Genomic DNA, 26,541 nt, shown 5'->3' with positions numbered 1-26,541 from the left:
TTCTACGTTTCCTGGCTGCCGGCTTGACAGCCCGGTGAAAGAGCGGAAAACTTCAAGCATGGGGGTGCGATCACCCCATGAGGCGCCAGCCGAAGCATCGCGTCCATAGAACCGCTCATCCGGAGGACGCGTCATGTCGTCATTTCTTGAAATTTCCTCGGAAAAACTCTCCCGCCTCATCGGCACACCGCACTGCCCTGAATTGATCGACGTCAGGATCGATGACGATTTCGATGCCGATCCCCGGCTCATCCCGGGTTCCTACAGGCGCGACTATCGCCAGATGCAGAGTTGGATCGACGATGTTGCCAAGGCTTCGGCAATCATCATCTGCCAGCAGGGTAAGAAGCTCAGCCATGGCGTTGCCGCCTGGCTTCGCAATGCGGGCATTGCTGCCGACGTGCTCGAAGGTGGCTTCGAGGCCTGGGCCAGCGCCGGCTATCCGAGCGTGCCCGTTTCCGCGATACCCGAACGGGATGCAAGCGGACGGACCGTCTGGGTTACGCGAGCGCGGCCGAAGATCGACCGTATCGCCTGCCCCTGGCTGATCCGACGCTTCGTCGATCCGAAGGCGGTGTTCCTGTACGTGGCGCCGTCGGAAGCCGAAATGGTCGGCGAACGCTTCGGCGCAACGCCATTCGATATCGATGCGCCGATCCGTTGGAGCCACCGCGGCGAACTCTGCACATTCGATGTCATGGTGGAGCAGTTCGGCCTTGCAACCACGCCGTTGCTCCGGCTCGCGACCATCGTGCGCGGAGCCGACACCGCGCGCCTCGAGCTGGCGCCCGAGGCGCCGGGCCTGCTCGCCGCTTCCCTCGGTCTCTCCCGCATGTATGCCGACGACCTGGAGCAGTTGGAGGCGGGAATGCTGCTCTACGATGCCTTCTATCGTTGGTGTCGGGATGCGACCAATGAGACGCATAACTGGCCCTCGCCCAAGAAGGACCTTTGAGATGACCGATATTGCTGACAAGGCCGCGCCCGATGTGGCGCGGCAAGGGCAAAGCCACGGCATCTCGTTCGGCGAAGCGGTGCGGGTCTGGGCGCGAATTGCGGCGCTGAGCTTTGGCGGACCAGCCGGTCAGATCGCGGTCATGCACCGTATCCTCGTCGATGAAAAACGCTGGATCGGCGAGCATCGCTTCCTGCATGCGCTGAACTATTGCATGCTTCTGCCCGGCCCGGAGGCGCAGCAGCTTGCTGTCTATATCGGCTGGCTCCTGCATAGAACGGCCGGCGGCCTTGTTGCCGGACTTCTGTTCGTGCTTCCGGGCTTCCTGGCGATCCTCGGCCTTAGCTACATCTACGCCGCCCTCGGCAATGTCACTGTCGTCGAAGGCCTCTTCTTCGGCCTCAAGGCCGCCGTGCTCGCGGTCGTCGTCCAGGCCGTCTTTCGCATTGGCGGCCGCGCACTCAAGAACCGAATGATGATCGGCATCGCGACGGTTGCCTTCATCGCCATCTTCTTTTTCCGAGTGCCCTTCCCGCTGATCATCCTGGCAGCCGGCGTGCTTGGCTACATCGGCGCCCGTTCCGGATCTCCGCTCTTTCGCATCGGTGGCGGGCACAAGGGCGGCAGCGGCCCGGTTCTGAAGGACGAGGATTCTGCGCTCGGCGAGGAAATCCCCGCACATGCCCGCCCGAACCTTGCATGGTCGCTGCGGATTTCCGGCGTCCTGCTCGCGCTATGGCTCGTGCCCTTAGCGCTGGTCGTCATCTTCCTCGGCCGGGACAACGTCTTCAGCCAGATCGGCCTGTTCTTCAGCCAGATGGCGGTCGTCACCTTTGGCGGCGCCTATGCCGTGCTTGCCTATGTCGCCCAGGAAGCCGTCCAGCACTACGGTTGGCTCAAACCCGGCGAGATGCTAGACGGGCTCGGCATGGCCGAGACGACGCCCGGACCGCTGATCATGGTGGTACAGTTCGTCGGATTCATGGGCGCCTACCGCGCTCCCGGCGCGCTCCACCCGATGATGGCGGCGACTTTGGGGGCGATGCTGACCACCTGGGTTACCTTCGTGCCCTGCTTCCTCTGGATCTTCCTCGGGGCACCTTTCATTGAGCGGCTGCGGAGCAATGCCGCGCTAACGGGTGCAATGTCGGCGATTACCGCTGCCGTCGTCGGCGTAATCCTCAACCTCGCCGTCTGGTTCGGGCTGCACACACTGTTTGCGGAGCAAGTAACGTGGCAATTGGGGCCGTTCGCACTCGACGTGCCGGTGCTGAAGTCGCTGGTGATGCCATCGCTCCTGCTGACGCTTGCGGCCGGCGTCGCGATCTTCCGCTTCAATGCCTCGGTGATCACGACGCTGCTTGCATGTGCGCTTGCAGGCATGGCCTGGACGCTTGCAAGCAACTGATTGCGAAAATGGCGTTTAGTCGTCGTAGACCGATTGCGGGAGATGAAATCCCTCCGGCAGTTGCGCGCCATAGAAGCGCTCTTCCGGCGGAGGCGGTGGCGGTTCGCGATGCTTCACGGCGCAGGCGGCGAGCACGGCCTTCAACTGTACCGGCCGATAGTTGTCGATCAGGCGCGGAGGTGGATCTTGTTTGTCCGTCTGTTGCGACATCAGTGTCCTCATGGGAACGGTTCAGCATGCATGACAGTGCCAGCCAATCGACCTCACGGCAACCACGCGCCGCAAGGTTGGCGATCCCACAGCGCGACCGGCGAAAACCCGACAAAGGTCGAGACGCGTTTCCATGGAGCGCACACATCGCAAGATAATCGCGCGAATAGCGGCGGCTCATCTTGTGTCGACTGCATCTCACCCTAAGTCTGCACCGCCGCCACATGGCAGGCAACAAGCAGCGAGGACATAGAACATGCGCGATCCCCTGGCGAAACTTGGCCTGAAGTACCCGTTGATCGTCGCGCCGATGGCCGGCGGCCCCTCGTCGCCGGAACTCGTCATAGCATCGTCGGAAACCGGAGCGCTGGGCTCCATCGGCGCGGCCTACTCGACCCCGGCCACCATCACTGGGTTCGTCGAGAAGGTTCGCGCGCGCACCGACCGTCCGTTCGCGATCAACCTCTTCATCCAGCACCCGCAGCCGCAGGTTGAAGCTGCAATGATCGAGCGGGCCGTGGCGGCAACGGCCAAGTATCGCGCCGAACTGGATCTGCCAAAGCCGCAGTTTTCGACGCCCTACGAAGAGGACTTCGATCAGCAGTTCGATGCCGTGCTGCAGGCAAAGCCGGAAGTCCTCAGCTTCGTCTTCGGCGTTTTACCTGCCGAGCACATGCGGGCCGCGCGCAAAGCAGGGATGCTGATCGTGGGCACGGCGACGACGCCGGAAGAGGCGCAGGCACTCGAAGAGAGCGGCGTCGATGCAATCACCCTCCAGGGTTTTGAGGCCGGTGGTCACCGCGGTATTTTCGACCCGAGTGCCGCGGATCCCGAACTTGGTCTTGCGGATCTGTTGGCGCAAAGTCGTGGGAAGATGAAGGTTCCGCTGATCGCAGCAGGCGGCATCATGACCGCCGCGGATATCCGTTCGGCGCTCGCCATGGGCGCCAGCGCCGTGCAGATGGGGACGGCCTTTCTTTCGACCACCGAAGCCGGAACCTCGGCACCCTATCGCACTGCGCTGCAAGGCGTGGAACGGATAACGCGCACGACACGCGCCTTCTCCGGGCGGTTTGCCCGCGGCGTCGCGAACCGCTTCATGAACGAGGTGGACGCCGCTGCGGTGATGCCCTTCCCCGCTCAGAACAAGTTCACCCGCGATATCAGGGGGGCATCCGCTGCAAAGGGATCGCCAGACTTCCTTTCCCTTTGGGCGGGTACCGGCAAGGGTGAACTTTGGCAGGGCTCGGCCGCTGACCTGATCGGGAAGCTGTTCGCCGATTGATCGCCATCATGAAGGATCGTGGCCTGGTCCCTCTGACGCGAGAACCGAGCCTGCCTCTTTACTTCCACCGGACTGCGGGTGGATGCTTGCCATCTGGCAAGGATCATCGCGAAAGGCGGCAGAATGGATCGTATCGATGCAATGAAAGTCTTCGTGACCGCGGTCGACGAAGGCAGCCTGGCGGCGGCCGCCCGACGGCTGAAGCGATCGCCGACGGCGGTCAGCCGCGCCCTGAACCTGCTTGAAGCTCACGTCGGGGTCGAATTGCTACATCGAACGACGCGATCGCTGAAGCTCAGCGAAGCGGGTCAGCGATATGCGACGGCCTGCCGCCGGGTGCTGATCGATCTCGAAGAGGCCGACATGCTCGCAGGTGGCGAACGAGCGGCCCCTCGCGGCACGCTGACGATTTCCGCGCCGCCGATCGTCGGCGAGGAGGTACTGCGTCCTATCCTCGACGACTTTCTCAACCTCAATCCAGCGGTCTCGGCCCGGCTGCTCCTGCTTGATCGTTTCGTGAACCTTGTCGACGAGGGTGTCGACATCGCGCTGCGCATCGGCCACCTCGCCGACTCCTCGCTGATCTCGACACGGATCGGCGGCGATATCAGGCGCGTCGTCGTCGCCTCGCCCCGCTATCTCGCCAACCACCCGCGGATCGACGAGCCGGCCGATCTCGCCAAGCACCATATCGTCGCCTTCACCAACTTCGGCCTCGATTCCTGGGCATTCACGCCGGCCGAGGGCTCCTTGATCCCGCGTACGGTGCAGTTCACACCGCGATGCATCGTCAACAGCGTACGTGCTGCCGCCGACTCCGCCGTCGCCGGTACTGGCCTCACGCGGCTCTACTCCTATCATGTCGCCCGCCATGTCTGTGACGGACGCCTGAAGATCGTACTGGCTGATGCGGAACATCCCGCGATGCCTGTGCATCTTCTTGCGCCGCAGGGCCGCATGTCGGTTCCGAAGGTCCGGGCCTTTGCAGATTTCGCGCTGCCGCGCCTCAGAACCGAGTTCGCACGCATGGCAACGGACGCCGGCACGTTCAGCTAATTATGCCGATTTACGGCCGACTGAGCGCCGTATGGCATCAATTCTCCCACACATCGGATGGGTCTAAATCTGATTGCACCAACGCCGAGGGCGGAGGACGGGCCAAGCGAAACGCCCGTTGCAATCGAATAAGGATCACATCCATGAGCAATGAGCAGAAGGTCGCCATCATCACCGGTGCATCGCAGGGTATCGGCGCCGCCCTGGTTCAGGCCTACCGCGATCGCAACTACCGCGTCATCGCCACGTCCCGGTCCATCCAGGAAAGCTCGGACGCCGGAATCCTCAGCGTCGCGGGCGACATCAGCAAGCCGGAGACTGCCGAGCGGGTCGTTCGCCTGGGTCTTGAGCGGTTTGGCCGCATCGATACGCTGGTCAACAACGCCGGCGTTTTCACCGCCAAGCCGTTCACCGAATTCACCCAGGAGGACTACGACCTGAACCTCGGGGTGAACGTCGCCGGTTTCTTCCACATCACCCAGCACGCGGCCCGCGAGCTGCTGAAGCAGGGCTCCGGCCACATCGTCAGCATCACCACCAGCCTCGTGAACCAGCCGATCGCCGGTGTTCCGGCGGCGCTTGCATCTATCACCAAGGGTGGCTTGAATTCCGTGACCCAGGCGCTCGCCATTGAATTTGCCAAGACCGGCGTTCGCGTCAATGCCGTCTCGCCGGGCATCATCAAGACCCCGATGCACGCACCGGAAACCCACGCAGCATTCTCGACGCTGCATCCGGTCGGGCGCATGGGCGAAATCCGCGATATCGTCGACGCCGTCCTCTATCTGGAGGGCGCCGGTTTCGTCACCGGCGAGATCCTGCATGTAGACGGCGGGCAGAACGCCGGGCGCTGGTAAGCAAGACTGAGGCGCGAGTGGCCCAATCTTAGCCGCCCCGCGCCTCGCTAGCCATCGCACAAGTAGGCGGCACCTGATGGTGCCATCACCATCCAGATCTGAAGAGGAAACGACAATGCCGATCGTAACAGTTCAGGTGACCCGCGAAGGTACCACGCCGGACCGCAAGGCAGTCACGGCCGAGGAGAAGGCTGAAATCATCAAGGGCGTGAGCCAGGTCCTGCTCGACGTGCTCAACAAGCCGCTGGAATCGACCTATGTGGTCATCGAGGAAGTCGAACTCGACAACTGGGGCTGGGGCGGCCTTCCAACCGCGCAGTATCGCGCCAAGCTGGTAGCTCAGGCAAAGGGCTGACGCCGCGGACAGGGCGATCTCGAAACCCGCCGCCTGACAGCAAGCGGCGGGTTTCGTTTGCAAATTTGTGTCGAAATGTATCTGGAGGTGCTTGCATTACATTCTCATGCAAGTCTGGATGTTGCGAACACACCGAGGACATATCCCAGGCGCCAATGGGGCTGCTCGGATGCCTTCGACCTTGGCCGGGTAAAGCCGCCAGGGAAGCCAAGACCAAACCGGATTTGAGGAGTTTGCTCGATGGAGCATATCGACCACGTGTTGATTGTCGATGACGACCGCGAGATCCGCGAACTCGTGTCGGGTTACCTCAAGAAGAACGGGTTGCGCGCAACGGCCGTTGCCGACGGGCGACAGATGCGCAGCTTCCTCGAGGGCGATACCGTCGATCTCATCGTGCTCGATGTGATGATGCCAGGCGACGACGGGCTCGTGCTCAGCCGTGAACTGCGCGCTGGCAAACACAAGGCGATCCCGATCATCATGCTGACGGCCCGCAGCGACGAGATGGACCGGATCCTGGGCCTCGAGATGGGTGCCGACGACTATCTCTCCAAGCCGTTCTCCGCGCGCGAACTGCTCGCCCGCATCAAGGCGGTGCTCCGGCGCGCGCGCATGCTGCCGCCGAACCTGCAGATTTCGGAGGCCGGACAGCTACTGCGCTTTGGTCAGTGGAAGCTCGACACCACCGCCCGGCACCTGATCGACGCGGACGGCACCGTAATCGCGCTCAGCGGCGCCGAGTATCGGCTGCTGAAGGTATTCATCGACCACCCCCAGCGCGTGCTCAACCGCGACCAATTGCTCAACCTCACCCAAGGGCGCGAGGCCGAACTCTTCGATCGGTCGATCGATCTGCTCGTCAGCCGGGTCCGCCAGCGGCTCGGCGATGACGCTCGCGAACCGATCTACATCAAGACGGTGCGCAGCGAAGGTTACGTCTTCTCGGTGCCCATCGAGATCGTGGAGGCGCGTGAATGACGACTAGCGCAGAGCCAAAAGGCATCCGGCTATGGCCGCGCACACTTAGGGCGCGGCTCTTCGTTATCCTGCTGGCCGGTCTCACCATCGCGCATGTCATGTCGTTCACGGTTCTGTTTTTCGAGCGCTACGTCGCGGCGAAGTCCGTCATGTTCAACACGCTGGAAAACGACATCGCGACGTCGATCGCGATACTCGATCGCCTACCCGCGACCGAGCGCGGCGCGTGGCTCAACCGCCTGAGCCGAGACAATTACGGTTTCATTCTCGGCCCAGGCGTTCCTGGCAACCCGTCACTCGATCCGGCAACCATAGAGCTCTCCGCCAACATCCAGCGTGCGACCGGCCCGCAATATCCGGTCAAAGTCGAGACGGTTCCCGGCGATCGCCGCCACGTGCAAGCGCATCTGACCTTGAGCGACGGGTCGCCACTGACGATCGACGTCTATCCCAAGGGGGTGATGCCGCTAGCTGACTGGCTGCCTTTCGTGTTGCTTGCCCAACTCGCGCTCTTGATTTTATGCAGTTGGTTTGCGATGCGCCAGGCGGTCCGCCCACTCGTCAACCTCGCAGCGGCGGCCGATACGCTTGACCCCAATCGCAATACGCCGCGGCTCAGCGAAACCGGGCCGACCGAGGTCGCCTATGCGGCGAGCGCGTTCAACGCGATGCGTGACCGCATCGCCCAGTATCTCGAAGAGCGCGTTCAGATCCTCGCCGCCATTTCCCACGATCTGCAGACTCCGATTACCCGCATGAAGCTGCGCGCCGAAATGGCGGACGACTTTGCCGACCGCGAGAAGTTGATCCAGGATCTCGGGCAGATCGAGAGCCTGGTGAAGGAGGGTGTTGCCTATGCTCGCAGCGCCCATGGCAATGTCGAAAAGGCGACACGCATCGATCTTTCCTCCTTCATCGAGAGCCTCGTCTATGACTATCAGGACACCGGCAAGGCGGTGACCGCCAACGACGTCGATGGCGGCGCGATCATCACCCGCCCCCAGGCGCTCAGACGCATCCTGACCAACCTGGTCGACAACGCGCTCAAGTTCGGCGGCAGCGCCGAGATCGAGGTCAGGCGGCTTGCTGACGACAGCGTGACGATCAAGGTGCTCGACCACGGACCCGGCATTCCCGAAGATCAGCTGGATGCAGTCCTCAAACCCTTCGTCCGGCTGGAGGACTCCCGCAACCGCGATACTGGCGGAACAGGCCTCGGCCTTGCCATAGCCCAACAGCTTGCCGCCTCCATCAACGCCTCTCTGACCCTGAAGAATCGTACCGGCGGCGGTTTGGCTGCGGAGCTTACCATTCGTCCTCACCGGGCATGAGGCATAACAGGGGGCGGTGGCTTCACACTCCCGTACCCACCCCACGCCAAACGCAGCCAGTCCTCCAATCAAAAAAGCGGCGGCCTCATCGGCCGCCGCCACCGTTGGGTGATGCTATAGGGTATTCCGCAGTCGGAGCACGTTCAGACGAGATTGATCGTCACATCGATGTTGCCGCGCGTCGCCTTGGAATAGGGGCAGGTCTGGTGCGCAGCATCGACCAGTTGACGCGCCACATCCGCATCGACCCCCGGCAGGCTGACATTGAGCCGCGCCTGCAGGAAATAGCCGCCGTTGCGATTGCGCAGGTCCACCTCCGTGTCGACGGCAAGGTCCGAGGGGAGCGCAACCTTGCGCTGGCCGGCCGCCAGCCCGATTGCGCCGATGAAGCACGCCGACCAGCCGGCAGCGAAGAGCTGCTCCGGGTTTGTGCCCGGCCGCGAACTGCCGGGCGTAGAGAGCCTGACGTCCAGGCGTCCGTCGTCGCTCCGGGCGGCGCCGTCGCGCCCGCCGGTCGTGTGGGTCTTGCCGGTGTAGAGTACCTTTTCAGCTTCGATCATCGTGTTCTTCCTTTCGACAGGAGTTCCTTTCGGGCCCGATTGCCCTTTGCGACTGTCGAGACACAGATGGCGCTCCGCAGGTGTATGGGATGTTTCATCAGGGAAGCGGAAATGTGTGGCAGTTTGCCAAGACCCGGAATGGATACATGCTGATACGAAGGCGGCCACGGAACATGGACCTGCGCGCTTGCGGCTGGTCCCTGGCCGGGGTGCCACACACTATGCCGGGCAGGCTCCAAACGCCGCATCAGCACGCAAAAAAAGCGCGGGACCGGCGAACCGGAACCCCGCGCCTCCACGCAAGCTGCGGGAGAAGAACTAGAAACGATCGACGTCGACGATCGCCCTGGCGAAGGCCACCGGTGCCTCCTGTGGCAGATTGTGGCCGATGCCGCCGGTGATCAGCCGATGCTCGTACTTGCCGGAGAAGCGCTTGGCATAGGCCGCCGGCTCCGGATGCGGCGCACCATTGGCGTCGCCCTCGAGCGTGATGGTCGGGACAGTGATGGTCGGGAACTGCGCCAGTTGCTTTTCGAGGTCGTCGTACTGTGCTTCACCCTCGGCGAGGCTGAGGCGCCAGCGGTAATTGTGGATCGAGATGTCGACGTGGTCGGGGTTCTCAAGCGCTTCGGCGCTGCTGTCGAAGGTGGCATCGTCGAAGTTCCACTTGGGCGAGGCAAGCTTCCAGATCAGCCTGGCGAACTCCTTGTGGTTCTGCTTGTAACCGGCATACCCCCGCTCGGTGGCGAAGTAGAACTGGTACCACCAGGCAAGCTCTGCCTGCGGCGAAAGCGGCTTCCTGTTCACCTCCTGGCTGCCGATGAGATAACCACTGACGGAGACGAGCGCCTTGCAGCGTTCGGGCCAGAGAGCGGCAATGATATTGGCTGTGCGAGCACCCCAATCGCAGCCGCCAATGACCGCCTTGTCGATCTTGAGTGCGTCCATCAACGCAATGATGTCCGTGGCAATCACCGCCTGTTGGCCGTTTCGCAGTGTATCGGCGGAGAGGAACCGGGTGGTGCCGTAGCCGCGCAGATAGGGAACGATGACGCGGTAGCCGGCATTTGCCAAGAGCGGCGCCACATCCACATAGGTATGGATGTCATAGGGCCAACCGTGCAGCAGAATGACGACCGGAGCGTCACTCGCGCCAAGTTCGGCATAGCCGACGTTCAGGACACCCGCATCGACCTGCTTGAGGGTGGGGAAGGACTTGTTCGTCCCGGGGGTGATGGCCGGCAGGCGTGGCGTGGCGCTGTCTCCCGATTGCGCTCTGGCAACGCGTGTCAAAGCGAATTGCGTCGCCGCCAGCGAAAGCGCAATTGCGCCGATGAAACGACGCCGTGGATGGTTGATTTCGTCCGACATGGGGTGCCTCCGGTGAACTGAACTGCATCAGAAATGGAGCGCCAGTGTATCCCGGGCGTGTTCCCTGCGGCCCCGATTGAAAGCAAGTGTAGAACGGCAGGCCGCGGATACACGGCGATACAATTCTACCAAGGCACGGCAAACCGCAGTGGCGTCCGGTTCAGGCGATGCCTTCACGCGCATTGCGGCGGATCGTCTGAGGCGGTTGGCCAAGCGTGCGCAGGAAGGCGCGGCGCATGCGATCGCTGTCAGCAAAACCTGTTTCCTCGGCGATCACGTCCATGGAATGTCGCCCCTGTTCCATCAACAGGCGCGCCGCCTCTACGCGCAGATGTTCGACGGCCTTTGCCGGCGACTGGCCGGTCTCGGAGCGGAAGGCGCGACTGAACTGGCGCGAACTCAAGCCGGCGGCATCGGCGAGCTCCTCCACCGACAACGCATTGCGCAAATTGGCCTTGGCGTAGTTGACCGATTTCTGAATGCGATCCGACTTTGGATCCAGTTCAAGCAGGGCGGAAAATTGCGACTGCCCGCCGGCGCGCCGGTGATAGACGACGAGCTTGCGCGCGACCTGGCGCGCGACGTCCTCGCCATGATCCTTTTCGATCATCGCAAGCGCCAGATCGATGCTGGCCGTCATGCCGGCCGAGGTCCACACGCTGCCGTCGACGATGAAGATGCGATCTTCCTCGACTCTAATCTCCGGGAAACGCTCTCGGAGCTGACGCGCAAACACCCAATGGGTCGTGGCGCGACGGCCGTCGAGCAGTCCGGATTCTGCAAGGATGAAGGCACCGGTACAGGGTGCCGCCACCCGCCGCGAGGCTTTGAGTGCATGGCGCGCAAAGGCAACCAGCCCCGGAGTAACCGGTTCGATCTGAGTGCCCGCGCCGAACATGACGGTGTCATAGACCGTATCGTCGACGGCTTTTGTGAGCACACCGAAACCGGCGGACGATTTGATCTCGCCGCCCGCCTCTGACAGCAACTCGATCCCGTAGGCCTGCTCTCCGAGCGTCAGATTGGCGATCTCGAAAGCGGTGACCGCCGCGAACCCCATGAGCTGGAATCTTGGAAAGACGACGTAGCCGATCCTGTGCATGTCAAAGCCATCCCTGTCTGGAATGATCGCTTATAGCAGATTTCCGCCATGAAGGGAACGCGACGATCATAGCCGCATCTCATTCGGGAAGCGGTTTGCCCGCGTGCTCTGCGACCATGTACGTCGCATACCAGTCCGGCCAGTTGTGATCGTGCTGGCCACCCGTCCGCTTCTCGTGCTCGCCATGGGCAGTTGCGGCGCGACGCAAGGCCGCCGCAAGGTCTCCCACCGAAGCGAAGTCCGTGACATCGGCATCCACACGGCCGGGCAAACGCTCGGTCACTTCCTGCAGAAGCCAGCCGTTGCCGTCGGGGTCGCTGAAGGTGGCATAGGAGCGGTAGCTGCGGCGCGCGGGGTCACGGCCGCTGATCGGCGGCTTTCCGGGACCTTCCCGGTGAAAGATCTGGCTGACTTCCGCGCCACGCTCGATAAGCTCGGCGCGCGCGGCTTCGATGTCCGAAACGACGAGATAGAGGCCACTGGCGGAGCCGGGCGCAGCCGAGGTCAGCCCATCGCCAAAGTGGATCGACGCCGGCGAGCCCGGTGGGGTAAACTGGACGACCCGGAACGTATCACCGACCGGAAAATCGGCATCGAGCCGCCAGCCAAGGCCACTGTAAAAACTCTTGGCCCGATCGACATCCGAGACGGGAATGACGGCGACCTCGAACTTCAGATCAACCGATGGGGTTCTGTTGGCACTTTCTGAATTTGTCATGGCACTTCTCCTTGGTTGGAACGGGAGGGCGCGCCTTCGCGCGCCTCTTCCCTTCAGCTCGGTTGACGCAGTGACTTGAACGAGGCCCTCAGCTCATCGACCAGGGCGGCAGGCTGTTCCCAGGCTGCAAAGTGCCCCCCCTTGGCGAGGCGATTATAGTGTATGAGCTTGGGGAACGCCTTTTCCGCCCAAGACTTCGGCGCCTGATAGAGTTCGTCCGGGAAGGCGCTGACGGCCACCGGAATCTGAATGCCCTTCGGCTGGAAGAAGGCGAGCTTGTTTTCCCAGTAGAGCCGCGCCGAGGAGACGGCCGTGTTGGTCAGCCAGTAGAGCGTGATGTTGTCGAGCACGTCGTCACGGCTCAGCCCTTCCAATTGACCATCGAAGACACGGGCGATCAGCTCGTAGCTGCGGGCGTCATGATCGAGTATCCAGCTGGCAAGCCCGATCGGCGAGTCCTCGATGCCATAGAGCGTCTGCGGGCGCTTGCTCATCTCCTGGGCATAGGACAACCCGTTCCTGTAGAAGAAGTCGAGCTGGTCATAGGCACGGCGCTCGTCGGTCGAAAGATTCGAGGGGGCCGGAGCGCCGGCATCCAGGCTCTCCTGGATCTCGGAGGGAACCGTCGCCGGCATGTTGGTGTGGATGCCGAGCAACCCGGCCGGCCGCTGCAACGCCATCTGCTCCGTGACCGCATCACCCCAGTCACCGCCCTGCGCAACATAGTGGGTGTAGCCCAGACGCTGCATCAGCACGGCCCAGGCCTTGGCGATGCGGACCGGGTCCCATCCGAGTTCGTTGGGTTTGCCGGAGAAGCCGTAGCCGGGCAGCGAAGGAATGACGATGTCGAAGGCATCGGCTTCGCTGCCGCCGTGGGCAGTCGGATTGGTCAGGGGATCGATGATCTTCAACTGCTCGATGATCGAGCCCGGCCAGCCGTGGGTGACGATGAGCGGCATCGCGTTCTTGTGCTTGGACCGCACATGAATGAAATGGATGTCGACGCCGTCGATATTGGTCACGAACTGCGGCAGGTCGTTGAGTTGCTTTTCCACCCGGCGCCAATCGTAGTTCGTCGCCCAATACTCGGCGAGTTTCTGCATGGTGGCGAGCTGAACGCCCTGGGTTCCGTCCTTAACCAGTTCGCGGTCCGGCCATTTGGTCGCCGCGATGCGCTGCTTGAGGTCGGCAAGTGCGGCATCACCGGCATGGAACTGGAAGGGGCGGATGGCTTCGTCGGTCGCCGGCTTTGCTGCGGCCACGATCTGGGTGCCGCCCGCCGAGGAAGCGGCCCCGGCTGCAAGCGGGGGAAGCAGGATCGCGACCGCTCCCGACAGCGCGATGGCGGCCAAGCGGCTACGCTTGGCATCTGGCAAATAGCGTCTGGACATCATCATTCTCCTGGTTCGGTTGTGGAAGCGATGCCTCAGGCATCGCCAGACGTTCCGGGTTGGGAGCCCGGTGGAAATCGGGAGCTATCCCCCGGTGTTGTAGCGAGCAGCAGGTGCGCTCCTGGAAAGGTTGGGCATGAGTTTCTGGCGGGCTGCCTCATAGGCCGCCCAGTCACCGGCATCCGGCAGCGCCGGAATGGTGATCACTTCGCCCTGGTCGAAGCCGGCAAGCGCTGCGTCCACCATGTCTTCGGCCCGCATGACGATCTCGCTTGGAACGTGCTCGAGCGGCGTGCCGGCAATGCCCCAGAAATCCGTGGCGGTCGCACCCGGAAGCACAGCCTGAATGCGGACGTTGCTGTCGGCAAACTCCTTCTGCAGCGACAGCGTAAAGGCCAGCACGAAGGCCTTGGTCCCGCCGTAGACGCCGTTCAGAAGCTCGGGCGCCACGCCGACGATGGAGGCGATGTTGATGATCGTACCCGTGCTGCGCGCGGCAAATCCAGGTGCCGCCGCATAGGTCAGCCGCGTCAGTGCGCTGACGTTGAGCGTGATCATCTCTTCCATCTTGTCGACATCGGAGGCAAGCAGAGGCGCGGTGGCACCGACCCCGGCATTGTTGATCAGCACCGTGATGCTCGCATCGCTCTGGAGGATCATCTCGACCCGCCTGACATCATCCCTGTTGCCGAGGTCGGCCGCGACGACTTCGATGGCGCGCCCCGTCTCGTCCGCCAGACGGCTGGCGAGACTATTCAATCGCTCACGGTTGCGGGCAACGAGGATCAGGTCGAAGCCGCGGCGGGCCAGACGATCGGCGTAGATTGCACCGATGCCGGAGGACGCGCCGGTGATCAGTGCCGTACCCTTGGAATTCCTGCTCATTTCAAGCTCCTTTGCCTTGGTTGGAGCCTCGATGGTAAGGCCAAACGTCAATGGCTCAAATGTCGTAATTCCTTCATTTCAGGACATAAACATCGGCTGCCGAAGGTCAGGATCGCATCTGCGCGATGCAATCCAATTTCGCCGTGACCATGCGTGCGCGGTGTATCCGTGATGTGTTCGGGAGCAGCGTCTGTGTATCTCAATGTTTGGAGATCCGGCATTGCGGCAGAGCGATACGAATGCCCCCGGAGTTCTCCCGCTAACCTTTGACGTCAGCAAAAAAAGAGCGGGGCCGACATCACGTCGACCCCGCTCTCATTCGCAATCGGCGCCCTGCAAGACGCAGGCGGTTCAGAGGTTGTAGAGACTGCGCGCAAAGGAGCCGATGCCCTTTGCGTCGAGCAGGCTGAGCGGAGCGCGGAACGTCACCCGCGCCACACCCGGGTGGCGACCGATCTCGATGGCACCTGCGATCGTCACCCGGTTCATCACTTCGGGAACGCTAAGGCCGAGCAGGCCTGCCGCCCGTTCCAGCCCGTTCGTGGTCGCATCATTGAGGTTCGCGCCCGTGCCTATGAAGGTGACCGGGGCGTCGGTTTCGACCTCTCGGACACCGTGCTTGCGGGCAAGTGCCGCCACCCGCGTGCGTTCCGCCGCGTTAAGCGGACGCGCAAGGAACGGTACATCATCCAGCACCGGCAGGAGGATCGGCCCGTCGATCTTGAGCCCCTTGATGACATGGACCTCCAGGGTCACCGTGCCGGCGACGTCGCAGGTATGACCGGCAATTTCGCCGTCTCCCTGCAGGGCATGCATGTCGCCCATATAGATGCCGCCCCCCGGTACCTTGACCGGGCAGATCAGGATCGCGCCTTCCCGCACGGTGTTCACGTCCATGTGGCCGTCAGTCTTATGCCGAACGAGTTCATCCGCGGTCAGGGAATAGGCATGTGGTGCGTCGGTCAGAAACTGGCCGAAATCGCCGGCATTGTGCGAGTCCGGCATCGCCTTCGACGGCGTCGTGCCCAATTGGCCAAGGAATGGTCTGAGCCTTGTGGCAACACCGACGAGGTCGGCCGGTGCAAAGGTCAGGATGGGGTGCTGGATCGAGCCGTCCGGCAGCGCCAACAGCCGTTCCGCGTCCGTGGCGAAGGTCTCCGCCATCGCTTTGCCGACGGTCAGGCCCACCTGGCGCTCATCGTCGAAGGCGATCGTATAGCCGTTTGTGAAGACGAAGGGCGTCGCGTCCGCGCCGCATGTCTCGCAGCGGATCGCAGTCTGGCCGATGCCTTCCACACGCGTACGCGGCCATTCCGTGCCGCAACCCGGGCAAACAGCCGCGCAGAACGGATCGCCGTTGAAGCGTCCTGCCACCACCTCGTCGTTTCCCGAAGCCGTCGCCGCGGAGGTGACGATGAGCGAGCGGATCCGGATGGCGATCGCATCGCCGACCTCCGCGCCCGCGACCGCCACAGGGCGCGTCACCTCATGTCCGCCGCGGATCTCCGGCGTGATCATCGGGCCCCAACATCCCGGCGCTGTGTTCGCGATGATGACACCGCCATCGGCGACGGGCCCCAGCATCGACTCGGCCGGGTCGAGGATCCCATTGGTCAACTCGTTGACAAATACAGTCCGAGCCCCGGTCGTCTGCCGCTCTTTCGTTTTCTCCAGCATCTCACTTTCCTCCAGGTTGATTGGCATCAAAGGTTCAGGCCACCCGTCTCGGCGGTACTATCATCAGTTGAAGAACGGCTCGGCAAGCTCCTCATGCGGCGCCTCCTGCAGCAATCCTGCTCCCTGCTCAGCAACCGTCGCGGATCCGGAACCCGAGACGAGTACGGCAAGAGGCGAGGGTTCTCTCGGGTCGCTATCCCAGGCGCATGGTGCCGCCGCGAGCGCGGCGATGGCGAAAACTGTCGCGAAGATACGCATGATGGCTCCTTCCGTTATTGATGTCAGCAGCGGCGTTTCGCCGCCAAAGGCTCGAAACGTGCTCGCGGCTAGAGTGTCTCTTGGGTGTATCGCGGGTGTGTGCAGCCGGCCGCGAAACTGTATCCTTGTGTAAAAGGCTGAACTGGCTTGGCCCGCCGGGAGGCCCCACGGCGTCTCATCCGCTAGGCAGCGCTGTCCGCTACAAGCACGGGCTTCTCGAGATAGAGGCCCGGGAACAGGCGGTGCAGCGCGCCGATCTTCGGTTTCTCGTAGATGACAACATAGGGCTGGCCGGGATTGTTGTAGACGTAATCCTGGTGATATGCCTCGGCCCGATAGAAAGCCTTGCCGGGCTCGATCGTCGTCGCAATCGACCGGGCGAAGACGGTTGCCGCGTTCAGTTGCGCGATATAGTCGGCGGCAACCTTCGCCTGCTCGTCATTGCGCGGAAAAATCGCTGACCGATATTGCGGTCCGCTGTCGGGTCCCTGCCCGCCAAGCTGCGTCGGATCATGGGCAACGGAGAAGTAGATCTCGAGCAACTTGCCGTAGCTCACCTGCTTCGGGTCGAACGTTATTTCCACCGCTTCGGCATGCCCGGTGGTGCCGGTCTCCGTCTGCTCGTAGGTCGCCGTACCCGCGCTGCCGCCCGCGTATCCTGACGTGACACCCTTGACGCCGGCCACATGCTGGAACACCGCCTGCACGCCCCAGAAGCAACCGCCGGCCAACACCGCCGTCTGGCGTCCTTCGGCCGGCCAGATATCGTGAAGTGCTTTCGGCACAGGCTTTGCCTCCTGTGCCGCCGACTGCCCATTGAGCGCGAAGGTCAATCCACCACCGACCATGGTCGCGGCGACGAGAAGACGTTGGGTGAAGACGGGCCAGCCGCGCCCGTGCTGCTTTTGTTTGTCGCTCATGTCAAACTCTCATCCAAAGGTGAAAACGAAGGCTTCCGCACCGGGTTCCAGAAAGCGGATTTCGAACGTCCGTTCCCGCGAAGCGCCTGACTGACGCACAAGCTGGTAAAGGCGGGTCTCCGTGACGGCGCCTTTGCCGCTCGCGTCGATATCGGCGCCGTGGTCCGCGCCGGGCACGACCCCATCGACAGTCACCTGAAACGGTATTGGCTTGCCGCCAGCGCCAGGCCCGAGCACCAGGTGCAGGTCGCGGGCCCGGAACCGGTAGGTGATGCCCCCACCTGCCGCATTGAGGCGCGCCTCTTCGGCGCCGACAGTCCAGTTGCCGGTGAGGCCCCATTCGTTGAGGCGGGGCTCGCCAACGGTGTAGCGCTGGGCGGCGTCGGCCGAAACGCCTTCCGGCGAGACGAAGTGTTCGGCCCGCGCATAGCCGATATAGGTCTCGCCGGAGCCGAGCCGTGCGAGGTCAGGCGCGGCTTCCGCGCCCGCGGCCTTTGGCGCGACGAGCCCGTTTTCGGTCTTCCGCTTTCCCGCCGCCTCCGCCAACAGTTCCTGGATCACGCGCTCGGAACCTTCATAGTCGCCCTCGCCGAAATGGGTGTAACGGACCTGTCCCTCCGCATCGATGAAGTAGTGGGCCGGCCAGTAGTTGTTGGAGAAGGCGCGCCAGATGATGAAATCGTTGTCGATCGCCACCGGATAGTTGATCTTGAAATCGCGCACCGCCTTCTCGACGTTGCCGATCTGCTTCTCGAAGGCGAATTCCGGAGCGTGCACGCCGATGACGACGAGGCCCTGATCCCGGTACTTCTCGGCCCAGGCCCTGACATAGGGGATGGTGCGGATGCAGTTGATGCAGGAATAGGTCCAGAAATCGACGAGGACGACCTTGCCGCGAAGCTCGGCAGGCGTCAGCGGCTTCGAATTCAGCCACTGAACTGCACCGTCAAGCGACGGAAACTGTCCTTCGACCGGAAGGTCGCTGCGATAGGCCGCCTGTCGCGTATCCTTTGCGGCAAGGGTCATACGGGTGCTTGCGACGTCCACGGGCGATGCAGCGCTGCGCAGGCGATCGAGGATCGACTGTTCAACGCCCGACGTGCTCGCATAGGAAAGCTGCGCCAAAAGTCCGGTGTCGAGGCCCAGCGCGATCGAGCCAACGCCGGCAAGCACTGCAACGCCGAGACCTTGGCGGATGCGGTCGCCGATGCCGAGGAAGCGCTTCATCGCCGCGAATACTCTGGCGCCTGCCAAAACAGCGAGCGCCAGCGAGGTCGCAGCACCGGCCGCATAGGCGACAAGTAACAGCGTCGTCTGCACATTCGCGCCGTTCAGCGCCGCCCCGGTCAGCACCAGACCGAGCACCGGCCCGGCACACGGCGCCCAGAGCAATCCGGTTGCAACACCAAGCAGGATCGAACCGCCGACGCTGCCCTTCCTCCCGGTGGCGGCCTTCCTCGACAGTCGGTTGCCGAGTTCCACGAACGGACCGGTCACCAAGGCGGCAGCCCGCGTCGAGAGCAGCGTTACACCGAAAGCGGCGAGCATCGCGATCGCTGCGTAGCGGCCATAGGCGTTCGCCTGCACCGCCCAGTTGCCGCCGAGGGCTGCAAGCGAGGCGATACCCGCGAAGGTCACGATCTTGGCGAGCAGCATCGGGAGAATGCTGGTGGAAAAAGGCTGGCCGGCGCGGGCAAACACGAATGGCAGCACCGGCAGGATGCACGGGCTGACGATCGTCAGCGCGCCGGCAAGATAGGCTACAACAAAGAGGATCATCACCGTCTCTCCGCATGGGATCGATGCCCGAGGCACAGATCGCTTGTCACGTGCGGCAGAGGACCATCGCGACGTATCGCGGATGTTTCCGACAGGAGCGGATTTGTATCGCAATGCATCAGGGTGCAGCCCCACCATCGCAAATCACGCAATCAATATATTCCATGAGATATAACGGCATGCCATAGTGCGGCCCGACCGATCCCTCTCGCTATCGTGGCCTCCATGTTGAAATCTCTTGCGATAATCTTTTCCGCCATGCTCGGCCTTGCCTCAGGCGCAGCCGAGGCGCGTACGATCACCGACGCCGCCGGACGAAAGGTGGAGGTTCCCGATACCATCACCCGCGTGCTTACCGCCGGTCCGCCGGCCTCGGTGCTCACCTACGTCCTGGCTCCGGACAAGCTCGCCGGCTGGGTGCGCGAGCCGACGGAGGAGCAAAAGGCATATTTCATGCCGTCGGTCCGGGACCTGCCGACCTACGGCCAGCTCACGGGCAAGGGCGGCAGCGCCAATGTCGAGGCGGTGCTTGCCGCCAAGCCGGACATCATCCTCGACGTCGGCACCGTCAACGACACCTACCGCTCGCTCGCCGACAAGGTGCAGGCGCAGACCGGCATTCCTTACGTGCTGATCGACGGCCGCTTCGCCGATAGCGGCAAGACGCTGCGTGACGTCGGCGCCCTGCTCGGCGTGACCGAACGCGCCGAAACGCTGGCAACCTATGCCGACCAGCGGATCAAGGACCTGAACGACAGTCTCGCCAAGATACCGGCCGATCAGCGGCCGCGCGTCTATTATGGTCGCGGCCCCGAAGGGCTGGAAACGGGACTTTCCGGCTCGATCAATGTCGAGATCCTCGAAGCCGTCGGCGCCGAGAACGTAGCGGCGGCAGCCGGCAAGGGCAGCCTGACCCAGGTGTCGCTCGAACAGATCCTCTCCTGGAACCCGGACGTCATCATCGCTGCAAGCGGCAAGTTTGCGGCCTCGGCCAAGAAGGACCCGCTCTGGGCCGACGTTAAGGCCGTCACGACCGGTCGGGTGTTCACCGCGCCGTCCCTGCCTTACGGCTGGTTCGATTCGCCGCCTGCGATCAACCGACTGATCGGCGTCGCATGGCTGCAGAAGCTGTTCTATCCCGACAGCGTCAAGGGCGATCTGACGGCTGAGACCCGCGATTTCTACAAGCTGTTCTATCAGGTCGACCTGACGGACGAACAAGTGGCCACGCTCCTGAAGGGGGCGGTGCCGGCTTCGAAATGAACCGGAGGCAGCAAACATCGGAAATGACGGCCGACAGGCGCAAGGGCAATCTCTGGCTCCTCGTCGGCCCCCTCCTCCTGCTGGCCTTGGTCTCGATGTCGGTCGGCAAATATGCCGGCCCGTCGGAGATCGCCGGGGCGCTGCGCGCGGCCCTATTGGGACAGCCGAGCGATCCCGTTCTTTCGACCGTGCTCTGGAACGTGCGGCTGCCGCGCGTGGCCGGCGCGATCCTGATCGGCGCGGCACTCGCCGCGGCCGGCGCCACCTATCAGGGGCTTTTCCGCAATCCGCTCGTTTCGCCGGATATTCTCGGCGTTTCCGGCGGCGCAAGTCTCGGCGCCGTCATCGGCATCTTTCTGTCGCTGCCGGTCCTCGCAATCCAGGCGATCAGCTTTGCCGGCGGGCTGCTTGCGGTCGCTGCGGTCTATGCCGTCGGCATGGCAATCCGCGGACGCGATCCAGCCCTGACATTGGTCCTGGCCGGGATCGCCATCGGCGCCCTCGTGGGTGCCGGCATATCGCTGATCAAGATCCTCGCCGATCCCTATGACCAGTTGCCGGCGATCACCTATTGGCTGCTCGGCAGCCTCACTGCGATCACGCGTCTCGACGTCGTTTCGATCCTGCCGTCGCTTTTGATCGGGCTGGTGCCGCTGGTGCTTTTTCGCTGGCGCATGAACCTGATGACGCTCGGCGACGAGGAAGCGCAGACCTTGGGCGTCGACACACGCCTTACCCGCGGTGTGCTGATCGCGGCGGCAACACTGATCACCGCGGCGGCCGTCTCCGTCAGCGGCGTCATCGGCTGGATCGGCCTCGTCATCCCGCATATCGCGCGCATGCTTGTTGGCCCGGACTTTCGCCGCCTGCTGCCGGCCTCGATGATAGCAGGTGCTGCCTATCTGCTCGTTGTCGACATGCTGGCGCGCAGCATTGCGCTCATCGAAGTGCCGCTCGGCATCCTGACGGCTGCCGTTGGCGCGCCCTTCTTCCTCTGGCTGCTCGCCTCCGGCCGGAGGGCCTGGCAATGACGCTGGAGATCAGGGAGCTCGCCTTCGGCTATGGCGGACGCACGGTGGGCGAGAATGTCTCCCTGTCGCTTGCATCCGGCGAGGTTTTGGCCCTGCTCGGTCCCAACGGCGCCGGCAAGACGACGCTGTTCAAGACCGTCCTCGGCCTCCTGCCAGTCAAGGCTGGAGACATTCTCCTTAACGGACGACCGCTTTCCGCCTGGTCGCGGCGCGAACGCGCCAAACAGATCGCCTATGTACCGCAAGCGCATGCAGCACTGTTCCCGTTTACGGTCCTGGAGGTGGTGTTGATGGGGCGAGCCCCTCACCTCGCGCCGTTCTCGTCGCCTGGCGCCCGCGATCGCCGGATCGCCCTGGAGGCACTTTCCGGCCTTGGCATGGCCCACCTTGCCATACGTCCCTATACGGAGATCAGCGGTGGCGAGCGCCAGATGGCGCTGATTGCCCGCGCGCTGACGCAGGAACCCTCCATCCTCGTCATGGACGAACCGACCGCCAATCTCGACTACGGTAACCAGATGCGGGTGCTTTCTCATGTCCGGGCATTGGCGGAACACGGGCTTTCGGTCGTGCTTTCGACGCACAATCCGGATCACGCCTTACTGGTCGCGGACCGCCTCGCCCTCCTTCACGTATCAAAGCTCATCGCGCTCGGCTTGCCCAAGGACGTGTTGACGCCCGCTGCCCTCAAACAACTCTACGACATCGATGTGGTGATCGGCTCGATCGACGGCAGTGAGGCCCGCCTCTGTGCGCCGCGCCTCACATCTCCCTCTGCAAGGAAAGGAACAGACCATGTTTCGCCAGAACGAAATCCGTGAGAACGAGGTGGCCGTGGCACCGCCCGCGGCAACCGATGCCGGCCTCGTCTTCATCGGCCGTATTTCGACGCCCTGGACGTCGCGTATGGAAACTCCGCGCCAGGGCCGACATGACGGACCACTGTGCCGCATCGAAATCTTCGAGCCCTGGGTCCTGGCGCTGAAGGGCGTGGATGCGTTCGAACGGCTGGAAATCCTCTACTGGCTCGACCGTTCACGGCGTGACCTGGTGCTGCAAAGCCCCGCCAGCAACGGCGAAGTGCATGGGACATTTTCGCTGCGCTCGCCGGTCCGCCCCAACCCGATCGGCACCTCGATCGTCAAACTCGAAACGGTGGAGGGCTCGACCCTTCTCGTGCGCGGTCTCGACTGCCTCGACGGCACGCCGCTCATCGATCTGAAGCCCGACCGGACGCTGTTCAAGCCGATCGCGCCGCCGCAGAGCGGCGATTTCGAGACCGGTGACGGTAACGTGCATCATTGCCAGAAGGCGTGATCCGGCTGCGACTTGGCAGGGCGCGACGGTCGATCCGCACGCCCTTGCCGCAAGCGTATCAGTCGATCCCGACCATAACGTCCGAAGCCTTGATGACCGCGTAGGCTTCGCCGCCAACCTTCAGGCCGAGTTCGTCGACCGAATCGTTGGTGATCGCTGCGGTCACGATCGAGCCGCCGACGTCGATCCGGACATGGGCGGTGGTGGCGCCGTTGACGACTTCGACGATCTTGCCCTTGAGGCGGTTGCGCGCGCTGATTTTCATGCGGTTCTCCTTCGTGTTGACTAGGCTGAATGTCGCGATCGCCGCTTTCATCCACTAGACCGGACGGGGTTTACCCCGGATCGGGGCTGCGATTAGCAACCTACGAGGCGAAACAGTATCATCGTCAGCATGGACGTGCAGTTTCTCCCGCGGCATTGTCATGTCAATCGCGAAGCGTGATCCACACCGGCGCATGGTCGCTCGCACCCTCCATGCCACGAACCTGGCGATCGATGCCGGCACCGTTGAGCTTGCGGGAAAGCTTGCGGCTGAGCAGCATATGGTCGAGCCGAAGCCCCGCGTCGCGCTGCCAGCGGTTCCGGCGATAGTCCCAGAAGGTGAAAAGCTGGTCCTTCGGGTGGATCTTGCGCAGCGCGTCGAGCCACCCCTGGTCGAGAAGTTCGCCGAATGCGGCGCGGCTTTCGGGCTGGACCAGCGCATTGTTGTCGTAGGAGGTTGTCGGGTAGATGTCGCGCGGCTCCGGCACGATGTTGTAGTCGCCGGCGAGCACGACAGGCAGATCGAGCGTGCAGAGTTCGGCGGCATGTTTGGCCATACGCTCGTGCCAGCCGAGCTTGTAGGCGAATTTGGGGCCGGTCCGCGGGTTGCCGTTGGGGGCATAGAGGCAGGCGACCAGGATGCCGCTGACGGCGGCCTCGATGTAGCGAGCCTGGCGATCCGAGGGATCTCCGTCGAGCCCGACGCGGGTCAGGACAGGTTCGTTGCCGCGGGCGAGGATCGCAACACCGTTCCAGGCGGATTGTCCCTGCCAGACCGCGCCATAGCCGGCCGCCTCGATCGCCGAGCGCGGAAACTGCCGATCGGTGGCCTTCAGTTCCTGCAGACAGACAACATCCGGCTTGGTTTCCTCTAGCCAGGCGATCAAGTTTTCAAGGCGCTTGTTGATGCCGTTGATGTTGAAGGTGGCAATCTTCATCCCGGCGATCAGTTCAGCGCGTCAGCCGGGCAGCCCAGGCTGCCACCGCATCGGCCACGGTCCTCAAGTGATCAGCAGTCGAAAAGCCGGAAAGGCTCTTGCGCGGCTTGAGATCATGGTCGCCGTCCTCAAGCCACAGGACTTCGATTGCGTCGGAAAGCGTGTATCCCGGCACCTCCTCACGCGTCCCGAATTCGTCGCGGGTCCCCTGGCAGATCAGGGTCGGCGTCCTAAGGTTGGCGAGATGCTTGGTGCGTAACTGCTCTGGCTTTGCCGGCGGATGGAAGGGATAGCCGAGGCAGAGCAGCCCGGTGATCTTGCCAGCCGCGTGCAGCTGATCGGCGACCATGCTGGCGACGCGCCCACCCATCGATTTGCCGCCGATGATAAGCGGTCCTTCTGCTCCAAGCGCCTCGATAGCGGCCAAATATTCCGGGTTGAGTGTTTCAGCGCGGGGCGGCGGCTTGCGCCCGTCCGACGTGCGTCTTGCTGCCATATAGCCGAACTCGAAACGTGCAACGCGAAAGCCCGCTGCGGCGAGCGCCTTGGCGGTCGCATTCAGCGAGGCGGAATCCATCGGCGCGCCGGCGCCATGGGCAAGAAGAATGGAAACCGCCGCATCCTCAGGTCCGTCAAAAAGGAATCTGTCGCCCATTGTCAGCCCGCTGTCCTTGGCCGGCCCTGCAGATCGACATATTGCACGCCGCGCTCGGCCGTCCGCGCCCATTCGCTATCGCTATCGAGTTCGAGATAGCGGCTCCACCATCGCCTGGCCTCTGCGAGGTCGCCAGCATCGAATTCAAGTTTCGCCAGATTGAAGACGGCATCGGCATAGTCGCTGTCGAGCTCGATCGCCTTCTTCAGATGCCTGCGCGCGGCGTCGATCCGCCCCCTTTCGCTCATCAGCCCGGCAAGGTTGAACCAGGCCTCGACGAAGGAGGGATCGAGCTTGATCGCGCGGGCATAGTCATGCGCGGCGTCCAGCTCCCGTCCCGCCGCCTTCAGGCAATTGGCGCGGTTGAAAGCCGCGACCGAATCCGTCCGGTCGATCGCGAGATAACGCTGATAGAAGGCGGCAGCCTCCTCGTAGTCGCCATTTGCTTCCGCCTCCTCGGCCAGATCGAACAGGTCTTCCAAGGCGGCATCATCGGGAGTGCCGAGATCGAAGAGCAATTGCCCATTCAACTCGCTCAGTCCCTCAGCGCTCCGGGCGTAGATCGCATCGCTACCACCGTGATGCAGCGAAAGCGCCGTCAACGAAGCGACCTGTCCCGAACGATGTACGGACCGGGCAATCGTGCTCCAGCTTGCCCCGCTGGCAATCAACTCGGCATATTTCCTGGCGAGGATCAGGTCGCGGAACGAATAGGGCTCGCTGTCATGTTCGAAGGCATCGAACAGGGAAAGCAGGTCGAAGACCCGCGGAGAAAGCCTGGCCTGATCGATCAGCGACTGGCGCGTGAGAGCGGACGCGACCGGCACCGACATCAGGCCCAGGAGGCGAAGAAAGCCGTTCTCGCTGATAGGCCAGCGCCCGGCCGCAAGTTCGGCGCCGAAACGGGCTTCGATCTCCGCTTCGCTCGATTTCGCAAGCAGGCTGCGGCCGAATACCAGATAGGTCGTTTGGCGCGTGACGCCACGGCGCAAGTGGCCGTGCTGGCGTTCGACCTCCCGCGCCACAAGCCGGCGCGGGAAGGCCGCAAGCGACCCGACGATACCAAATGTCTGACCTGCAACCGCCATCAGGCTTTCTTCTTCGCCGCCGGTTTTGCCGTCGTGCGCTTAGCAGGAGCAGCCGCCTTGGCAGTTTCCTTTGCCGCTGGTTCGGCCTTGGTCTTGCTCTTTGCCGGCGGCTTCGACTGCGACAGGCTCGCCTTCAGGGCATCCATGAGATTGATGACGTTGCCGCGTTCGGGCGCTGCAGCAATGATCGGCTTATGGCCTTTGAGCTTCTCGCGGATCATCTTCATCAGCGCGATCTCGTAACGGTCCTCGTAGTTCTTCGGATCGAAGACCGTCATCTTCTGCTGGATCAGCGCTTCGGCAAGCTGCAGCATTTCCGGATCGGGATGTCCGACCGGAACGTTGCCAAAATATTCCGCAGTCCCACGCACTTCGCTCGGGTTTCTCAGCGTACACACGAACATGCCGGTTTCACGCGCGCCGATGGTCACGACGCGTTCGCGGCTCGAAAGCACGAGGCGCGCAATCGCCACCTTGCCGCTTTTTTTCAGCGCTTCGCGCAGCACGACGAAGGTTTCCTCCGCCATCGCGCCGTCGGGGGCGAGATAATAGGGCGCGTCCTGGTAAATCACGTCGACAGAGCCTTCATCGACGAAGGCCTCGATGTTCATCGTATGATTGGACTCGATCCTGACGCTGTCGAGATCGCTGTCCTCGATGATGATGTATTTCTTGTCTTCGTATTCATAACCCTTGACCAGATCCGAGCGCTCGACGAGGCCGAGCTCGGGGTCGACCGGTTTCATGTTGATCCGGTTATGGGTGTCCTTGTGCAGCTGATTGAAGCTGATGCGTTCGCTCGAACTGGTCGCCGGATAGAGCCTGACGGGGCAACTGACGAGACTGAGTTTCAGATAACCTTTCCAACTTGCCCTGGGCGCCATTG

28 protein-coding genes are annotated in these 26,541 nt (G+C 63.0%); 12 read left to right on the top strand and 16 right to left on the bottom strand.

Annotation, left to right across the window (positions count from 1 at the left end):
• The first annotated feature begins 133 nt into the window (after window positions 1-133).
• Entirely contained in the window at window positions 134-955 is an 822-nt protein-coding gene (locus LAC81_RS32970) for a chromate resistance protein ChrB domain-containing protein (protein WP_223728813.1), read from the top strand.
• A 1-nt stretch (window position 956) separates the two neighbouring features.
• On the top strand, window positions 957-2,363 hold the full coding sequence (gene chrA / locus LAC81_RS32965) for a chromate efflux transporter (RefSeq protein ID WP_223728812.1): 1,407 nt from the start codon (window positions 957-959) through the stop codon (window positions 2,361-2,363).
• Between the two features lie 15 nt (window positions 2,364-2,378).
• Here the strand turns inward: chrA and LAC81_RS32960 are convergent, their stop codons facing one another.
• On the bottom strand, window positions 2,379-2,573 hold the full coding sequence (locus tag LAC81_RS32960; RefSeq protein ID WP_113535078.1) for a hypothetical protein: 195 nt from the start codon (window positions 2,571-2,573) through the stop codon (window positions 2,379-2,381).
• Window positions 2,574-2,829: 256 nt separating this feature from the next.
• Between LAC81_RS32960 and LAC81_RS32955 the strand changes: the two genes are divergently transcribed.
• The 6 genes from LAC81_RS32955 to LAC81_RS32930 all read left to right on the top strand — a co-directional run bounded on the left by LAC81_RS32955 (window position 2,830) and on the right by LAC81_RS32930 (window position 8,438).
• The gene (locus tag LAC81_RS32955; protein ID WP_223728811.1) at window positions 2,830-3,858 is read left to right on the top strand and encodes an NAD(P)H-dependent flavin oxidoreductase; all 1,029 of its coding nucleotides are present in this window, start codon (window positions 2,830-2,832) and stop codon (window positions 3,856-3,858) included.
• Window positions 3,859-3,981: 123 nt separating this feature from the next.
• Window positions 3,982-4,914 carry a LysR family transcriptional regulator gene (locus tag LAC81_RS32950; protein WP_223728810.1) on the top strand — a complete coding sequence of 311 codons (933 nt, stop codon included), beginning with the start codon at window positions 3,982-3,984 and terminating at the stop codon, window positions 4,912-4,914.
• 143 nt (window positions 4,915-5,057) lie between these two features.
• Window positions 5,058-5,771 carry an SDR family NAD(P)-dependent oxidoreductase gene (locus LAC81_RS32945; protein ID WP_223728809.1) on the top strand — a complete coding sequence of 238 codons (714 nt, stop codon included), beginning with the start codon at window positions 5,058-5,060 and terminating at the stop codon, window positions 5,769-5,771.
• Window positions 5,772-5,886: 115 nt separating this feature from the next.
• On the top strand, window positions 5,887-6,126 hold the full coding sequence (locus LAC81_RS32940) for a tautomerase family protein (RefSeq protein WP_223728808.1): 240 nt from the start codon (window positions 5,887-5,889) through the stop codon (window positions 6,124-6,126).
• A gap of 240 nt (window positions 6,127-6,366) precedes the next feature.
• Window positions 6,367-7,107, top strand: coding sequence for a response regulator (locus tag LAC81_RS32935; RefSeq protein WP_223728807.1), 741 nt, complete (start codon window positions 6,367-6,369; stop codon window positions 7,105-7,107).
• A complete protein-coding gene (locus tag LAC81_RS32930; protein WP_223728806.1) occupies window positions 7,104-8,438 on the top strand; it encodes a sensor histidine kinase in 1,335 nt (444 codons plus the stop codon). Before LAC81_RS32935 ends, LAC81_RS32930 begins: the two co-directional genes overlap by 4 nt.
• 143 nt (window positions 8,439-8,581) lie before the next feature.
• Here the strand turns inward: LAC81_RS32930 and LAC81_RS32925 are convergent, their stop codons facing one another.
• The 10 genes from LAC81_RS32925 to LAC81_RS32880 all read right to left on the bottom strand — a co-directional run bounded on the left by LAC81_RS32925 (window position 8,582) and on the right by LAC81_RS32880 (window position 19,099).
• Window positions 8,582-8,998 carry an organic hydroperoxide resistance protein gene (locus tag LAC81_RS32925; protein WP_223728805.1) on the bottom strand — a complete coding sequence of 139 codons (417 nt, stop codon included), beginning with the start codon at window positions 8,996-8,998 and terminating at the stop codon, window positions 8,582-8,584.
• A gap of 318 nt (window positions 8,999-9,316) precedes the next feature.
• Window positions 9,317-10,369: an alpha/beta fold hydrolase gene (locus LAC81_RS32920; protein ID WP_223728804.1), complete on the bottom strand. Its 1,053-nt coding sequence runs from the start codon at window positions 10,367-10,369 to the stop codon at window positions 9,317-9,319.
• A 160-nt stretch (window positions 10,370-10,529) separates the two neighbouring features.
• Window positions 10,530-11,471, bottom strand: a complete 942-nt coding sequence (locus LAC81_RS32915) for a GlxA family transcriptional regulator (protein WP_223728803.1) — start codon at window positions 11,469-11,471, stop codon at window positions 10,530-10,532.
• Window positions 11,472-11,550: 79 nt separating this feature from the next.
• On the bottom strand, window positions 11,551-12,189 hold the full coding sequence (locus LAC81_RS32910; protein WP_223728802.1) for a VOC family protein: 639 nt from the start codon (window positions 12,187-12,189) through the stop codon (window positions 11,551-11,553).
• A 53-nt stretch (window positions 12,190-12,242) separates the two neighbouring features.
• On the bottom strand, window positions 12,243-13,580 hold the full coding sequence (locus LAC81_RS32905; protein WP_419195854.1) for an epoxide hydrolase family protein: 1,338 nt from the start codon (window positions 13,578-13,580) through the stop codon (window positions 12,243-12,245).
• An 84-nt stretch (window positions 13,581-13,664) separates the two neighbouring features.
• Window positions 13,665-14,465 (bottom strand): SDR family NAD(P)-dependent oxidoreductase, encoded by an 801-nt coding sequence (locus LAC81_RS32900; RefSeq protein WP_223728800.1) that lies wholly within the window; start codon window positions 14,463-14,465, stop codon window positions 13,665-13,667.
• Between the two features lie 351 nt (window positions 14,466-14,816).
• Window positions 14,817-16,142 carry an acetamidase/formamidase family protein gene (locus LAC81_RS32895; RefSeq protein WP_223728799.1) on the bottom strand — a complete coding sequence of 442 codons (1,326 nt, stop codon included), beginning with the start codon at window positions 16,140-16,142 and terminating at the stop codon, window positions 14,817-14,819.
• Between the two features lie 63 nt (window positions 16,143-16,205).
• On the bottom strand, window positions 16,206-16,400 hold the full coding sequence (locus LAC81_RS32890) for a hypothetical protein (protein WP_223728798.1): 195 nt from the start codon (window positions 16,398-16,400) through the stop codon (window positions 16,206-16,208).
• Window positions 16,401-16,582: 182 nt separating this feature from the next.
• Entirely contained in the window at window positions 16,583-17,320 is a 738-nt protein-coding gene (gene msrA, locus LAC81_RS32885; RefSeq protein ID WP_223728797.1) for a peptide-methionine (S)-S-oxide reductase MsrA, read from the bottom strand.
• A gap of 9 nt (window positions 17,321-17,329) precedes the next feature.
• Window positions 17,330-19,099, bottom strand: coding sequence for a cytochrome c biogenesis protein DipZ (locus tag LAC81_RS32880; RefSeq protein WP_223728796.1), 1,770 nt, complete (start codon window positions 19,097-19,099; stop codon window positions 17,330-17,332).
• A 225-nt stretch (window positions 19,100-19,324) separates the two neighbouring features.
• Between LAC81_RS32880 and LAC81_RS32875 the strand changes: the two genes are divergently transcribed.
• From LAC81_RS32875 to tsaA, 4 genes are read left to right on the top strand one after another with little or no spacing between them, the layout of a single operon-like run.
• Window positions 19,325-20,362 (top strand): iron ABC transporter substrate-binding protein, encoded by a 1,038-nt coding sequence (locus LAC81_RS32875; protein WP_223728795.1) that lies wholly within the window; start codon window positions 19,325-19,327, stop codon window positions 20,360-20,362.
• 23 nt (window positions 20,363-20,385) lie between these two features.
• Window positions 20,386-21,393: a FecCD family ABC transporter permease gene (locus LAC81_RS32870; protein ID WP_223728794.1), complete on the top strand. Its 1,008-nt coding sequence runs from the start codon at window positions 20,386-20,388 to the stop codon at window positions 21,391-21,393.
• Window positions 21,390-22,214 (top strand): ABC transporter ATP-binding protein, encoded by an 825-nt coding sequence (locus LAC81_RS32865; protein ID WP_223728793.1) that lies wholly within the window; start codon window positions 21,390-21,392, stop codon window positions 22,212-22,214. The genes LAC81_RS32870 and LAC81_RS32865 overlap by 4 nt, the downstream gene beginning before the upstream one ends.
• Window positions 22,189-22,710 carry a tRNA (N6-threonylcarbamoyladenosine(37)-N6)-methyltransferase TrmO gene (gene tsaA, locus LAC81_RS32860; protein ID WP_223728792.1) on the top strand — a complete coding sequence of 174 codons (522 nt, stop codon included), beginning with the start codon at window positions 22,189-22,191 and terminating at the stop codon, window positions 22,708-22,710. Before LAC81_RS32865 ends, tsaA begins: the two co-directional genes overlap by 26 nt.
• 58 nt (window positions 22,711-22,768) lie before the next feature.
• Here the strand turns inward: tsaA and LAC81_RS32855 are convergent, their stop codons facing one another.
• The 5 genes from LAC81_RS32855 to LAC81_RS32835 all read right to left on the bottom strand — a co-directional run bounded on the left by LAC81_RS32855 (window position 22,769) and on the right by LAC81_RS32835 (window position 26,539).
• The gene (locus tag LAC81_RS32855) at window positions 22,769-22,975 is read right to left on the bottom strand and encodes a TOBE domain-containing protein (protein WP_223728791.1); all 207 of its coding nucleotides are present in this window, start codon (window positions 22,973-22,975) and stop codon (window positions 22,769-22,771) included.
• 163 nt (window positions 22,976-23,138) lie between these two features.
• The gene (xth, locus tag LAC81_RS32850) at window positions 23,139-23,912 is read right to left on the bottom strand and encodes an exodeoxyribonuclease III (protein ID WP_223728790.1); all 774 of its coding nucleotides are present in this window, start codon (window positions 23,910-23,912) and stop codon (window positions 23,139-23,141) included.
• 13 nt (window positions 23,913-23,925) lie between these two features.
• Window positions 23,926-24,567 (bottom strand): alpha/beta fold hydrolase, encoded by a 642-nt coding sequence (locus tag LAC81_RS32845; protein WP_223728789.1) that lies wholly within the window; start codon window positions 24,565-24,567, stop codon window positions 23,926-23,928.
• 2 nt (window positions 24,568-24,569) lie between these two features.
• Window positions 24,570-25,655 carry a tetratricopeptide repeat protein gene (locus LAC81_RS32840; RefSeq protein ID WP_223728788.1) on the bottom strand — a complete coding sequence of 362 codons (1,086 nt, stop codon included), beginning with the start codon at window positions 25,653-25,655 and terminating at the stop codon, window positions 24,570-24,572.
• On the bottom strand, window positions 25,655-26,539 hold the full coding sequence (locus LAC81_RS32835; protein WP_223728787.1) for a Ku protein: 885 nt from the start codon (window positions 26,537-26,539) through the stop codon (window positions 25,655-25,657). The genes LAC81_RS32840 and LAC81_RS32835 overlap by 1 nt, the downstream gene beginning before the upstream one ends.
• Window positions 26,540-26,541 lie beyond the last annotated feature (2 nt).

This window comes from Ensifer adhaerens (assembly GCF_020035535.1).
GTDB lineage: Bacteria > Pseudomonadota > Alphaproteobacteria > Rhizobiales > Rhizobiaceae > Ensifer.
This window is presented reverse-complemented; position numbering and strand designations above follow the sequence as displayed.

Coding starts and splice junctions, on each gene's coding strand:
- LAC81_RS32920 (WP_223728804.1), bottom strand. CDS start 10,369: ATGTCGGACGAAATCAACCATCCACGGCGTCGTTTCATCGGCGCAATT.
- LAC81_RS32865 (WP_223728793.1), top strand. CDS start 21,390: ATGACGCTGGAGATCAGGGAGCTCGCCTTCGGCTATGGCGGACGCACG.
- LAC81_RS32955 (WP_223728811.1), top strand. CDS start 2,830: ATGCGCGATCCCCTGGCGAAACTTGGCCTGAAGTACCCGTTGATCGTC.
- LAC81_RS32875 (WP_223728795.1), top strand. CDS start 19,325: ATGTTGAAATCTCTTGCGATAATCTTTTCCGCCATGCTCGGCCTTGCC.
- msrA (WP_223728797.1), bottom strand. CDS start 17,320: ATGAGCGACAAACAAAAGCAGCACGGGCGCGGCTGGCCCGTCTTCACC.
- xth (WP_223728790.1), bottom strand. CDS start 23,912: ATGAAGATTGCCACCTTCAACATCAACGGCATCAACAAGCGCCTTGAA.
- LAC81_RS32915 (WP_223728803.1), bottom strand. CDS start 11,471: ATGCACAGGATCGGCTACGTCGTCTTTCCAAGATTCCAGCTCATGGGG.
- LAC81_RS32925 (WP_223728805.1), bottom strand. CDS start 8,998: ATGATCGAAGCTGAAAAGGTACTCTACACCGGCAAGACCCACACGACC.
- LAC81_RS32835 (WP_223728787.1), bottom strand. CDS start 26,539: ATGGCGCCCAGGGCAAGTTGGAAAGGTTATCTGAAACTCAGTCTCGTC.
- LAC81_RS32900 (WP_223728800.1), bottom strand. CDS start 14,465: ATGAGCAGGAATTCCAAGGGTACGGCACTGATCACCGGCGCGTCCTCC.
- LAC81_RS32895 (WP_223728799.1), bottom strand. CDS start 16,142: ATGCTGGAGAAAACGAAAGAGCGGCAGACGACCGGGGCTCGGACTGTA.
- LAC81_RS32960 (WP_113535078.1), bottom strand. CDS start 2,573: ATGTCGCAACAGACGGACAAACAAGATCCACCTCCGCGCCTGATCGAC.
- LAC81_RS32970 (WP_223728813.1), top strand. CDS start 134: ATGTCGTCATTTCTTGAAATTTCCTCGGAAAAACTCTCCCGCCTCATC.
- LAC81_RS32930 (WP_223728806.1), top strand. CDS start 7,104: ATGACGACTAGCGCAGAGCCAAAAGGCATCCGGCTATGGCCGCGCACA.
- LAC81_RS32910 (WP_223728802.1), bottom strand. CDS start 12,189: ATGACAAATTCAGAAAGTGCCAACAGAACCCCATCGGTTGATCTGAAG.
- LAC81_RS32880 (WP_223728796.1), bottom strand. CDS start 19,099: ATGATCCTCTTTGTTGTAGCCTATCTTGCCGGCGCGCTGACGATCGTC.
- LAC81_RS32940 (WP_223728808.1), top strand. CDS start 5,887: ATGCCGATCGTAACAGTTCAGGTGACCCGCGAAGGTACCACGCCGGAC.
- LAC81_RS32945 (WP_223728809.1), top strand. CDS start 5,058: ATGAGCAATGAGCAGAAGGTCGCCATCATCACCGGTGCATCGCAGGGT.
- LAC81_RS32890 (WP_223728798.1), bottom strand. CDS start 16,400: ATGCGTATCTTCGCGACAGTTTTCGCCATCGCCGCGCTCGCGGCGGCA.
- LAC81_RS32870 (WP_223728794.1), top strand. CDS start 20,386: ATGACGGCCGACAGGCGCAAGGGCAATCTCTGGCTCCTCGTCGGCCCC.
- chrA (WP_223728812.1), top strand. CDS start 957: ATGACCGATATTGCTGACAAGGCCGCGCCCGATGTGGCGCGGCAAGGG.
- LAC81_RS32950 (WP_223728810.1), top strand. CDS start 3,982: ATGGATCGTATCGATGCAATGAAAGTCTTCGTGACCGCGGTCGACGAA.
- LAC81_RS32935 (WP_223728807.1), top strand. CDS start 6,367: ATGGAGCATATCGACCACGTGTTGATTGTCGATGACGACCGCGAGATC.
- LAC81_RS32840 (WP_223728788.1), bottom strand. CDS start 25,655: ATGGCGGTTGCAGGTCAGACATTTGGTATCGTCGGGTCGCTTGCGGCC.
- LAC81_RS32905 (WP_419195854.1), bottom strand. CDS start 13,580: ATGTCCAGACGCTATTTGCCAGATGCCAAGCGTAGCCGCTTGGCCGCC.
- LAC81_RS32855 (WP_223728791.1), bottom strand. CDS start 22,975: ATGAAAATCAGCGCGCGCAACCGCCTCAAGGGCAAGATCGTCGAAGTC.
- LAC81_RS32845 (WP_223728789.1), bottom strand. CDS start 24,567: ATGGGCGACAGATTCCTTTTTGACGGACCTGAGGATGCGGCGGTTTCC.
- tsaA (WP_223728792.1), top strand. CDS start 22,189: ATGTTTCGCCAGAACGAAATCCGTGAGAACGAGGTGGCCGTGGCACCG.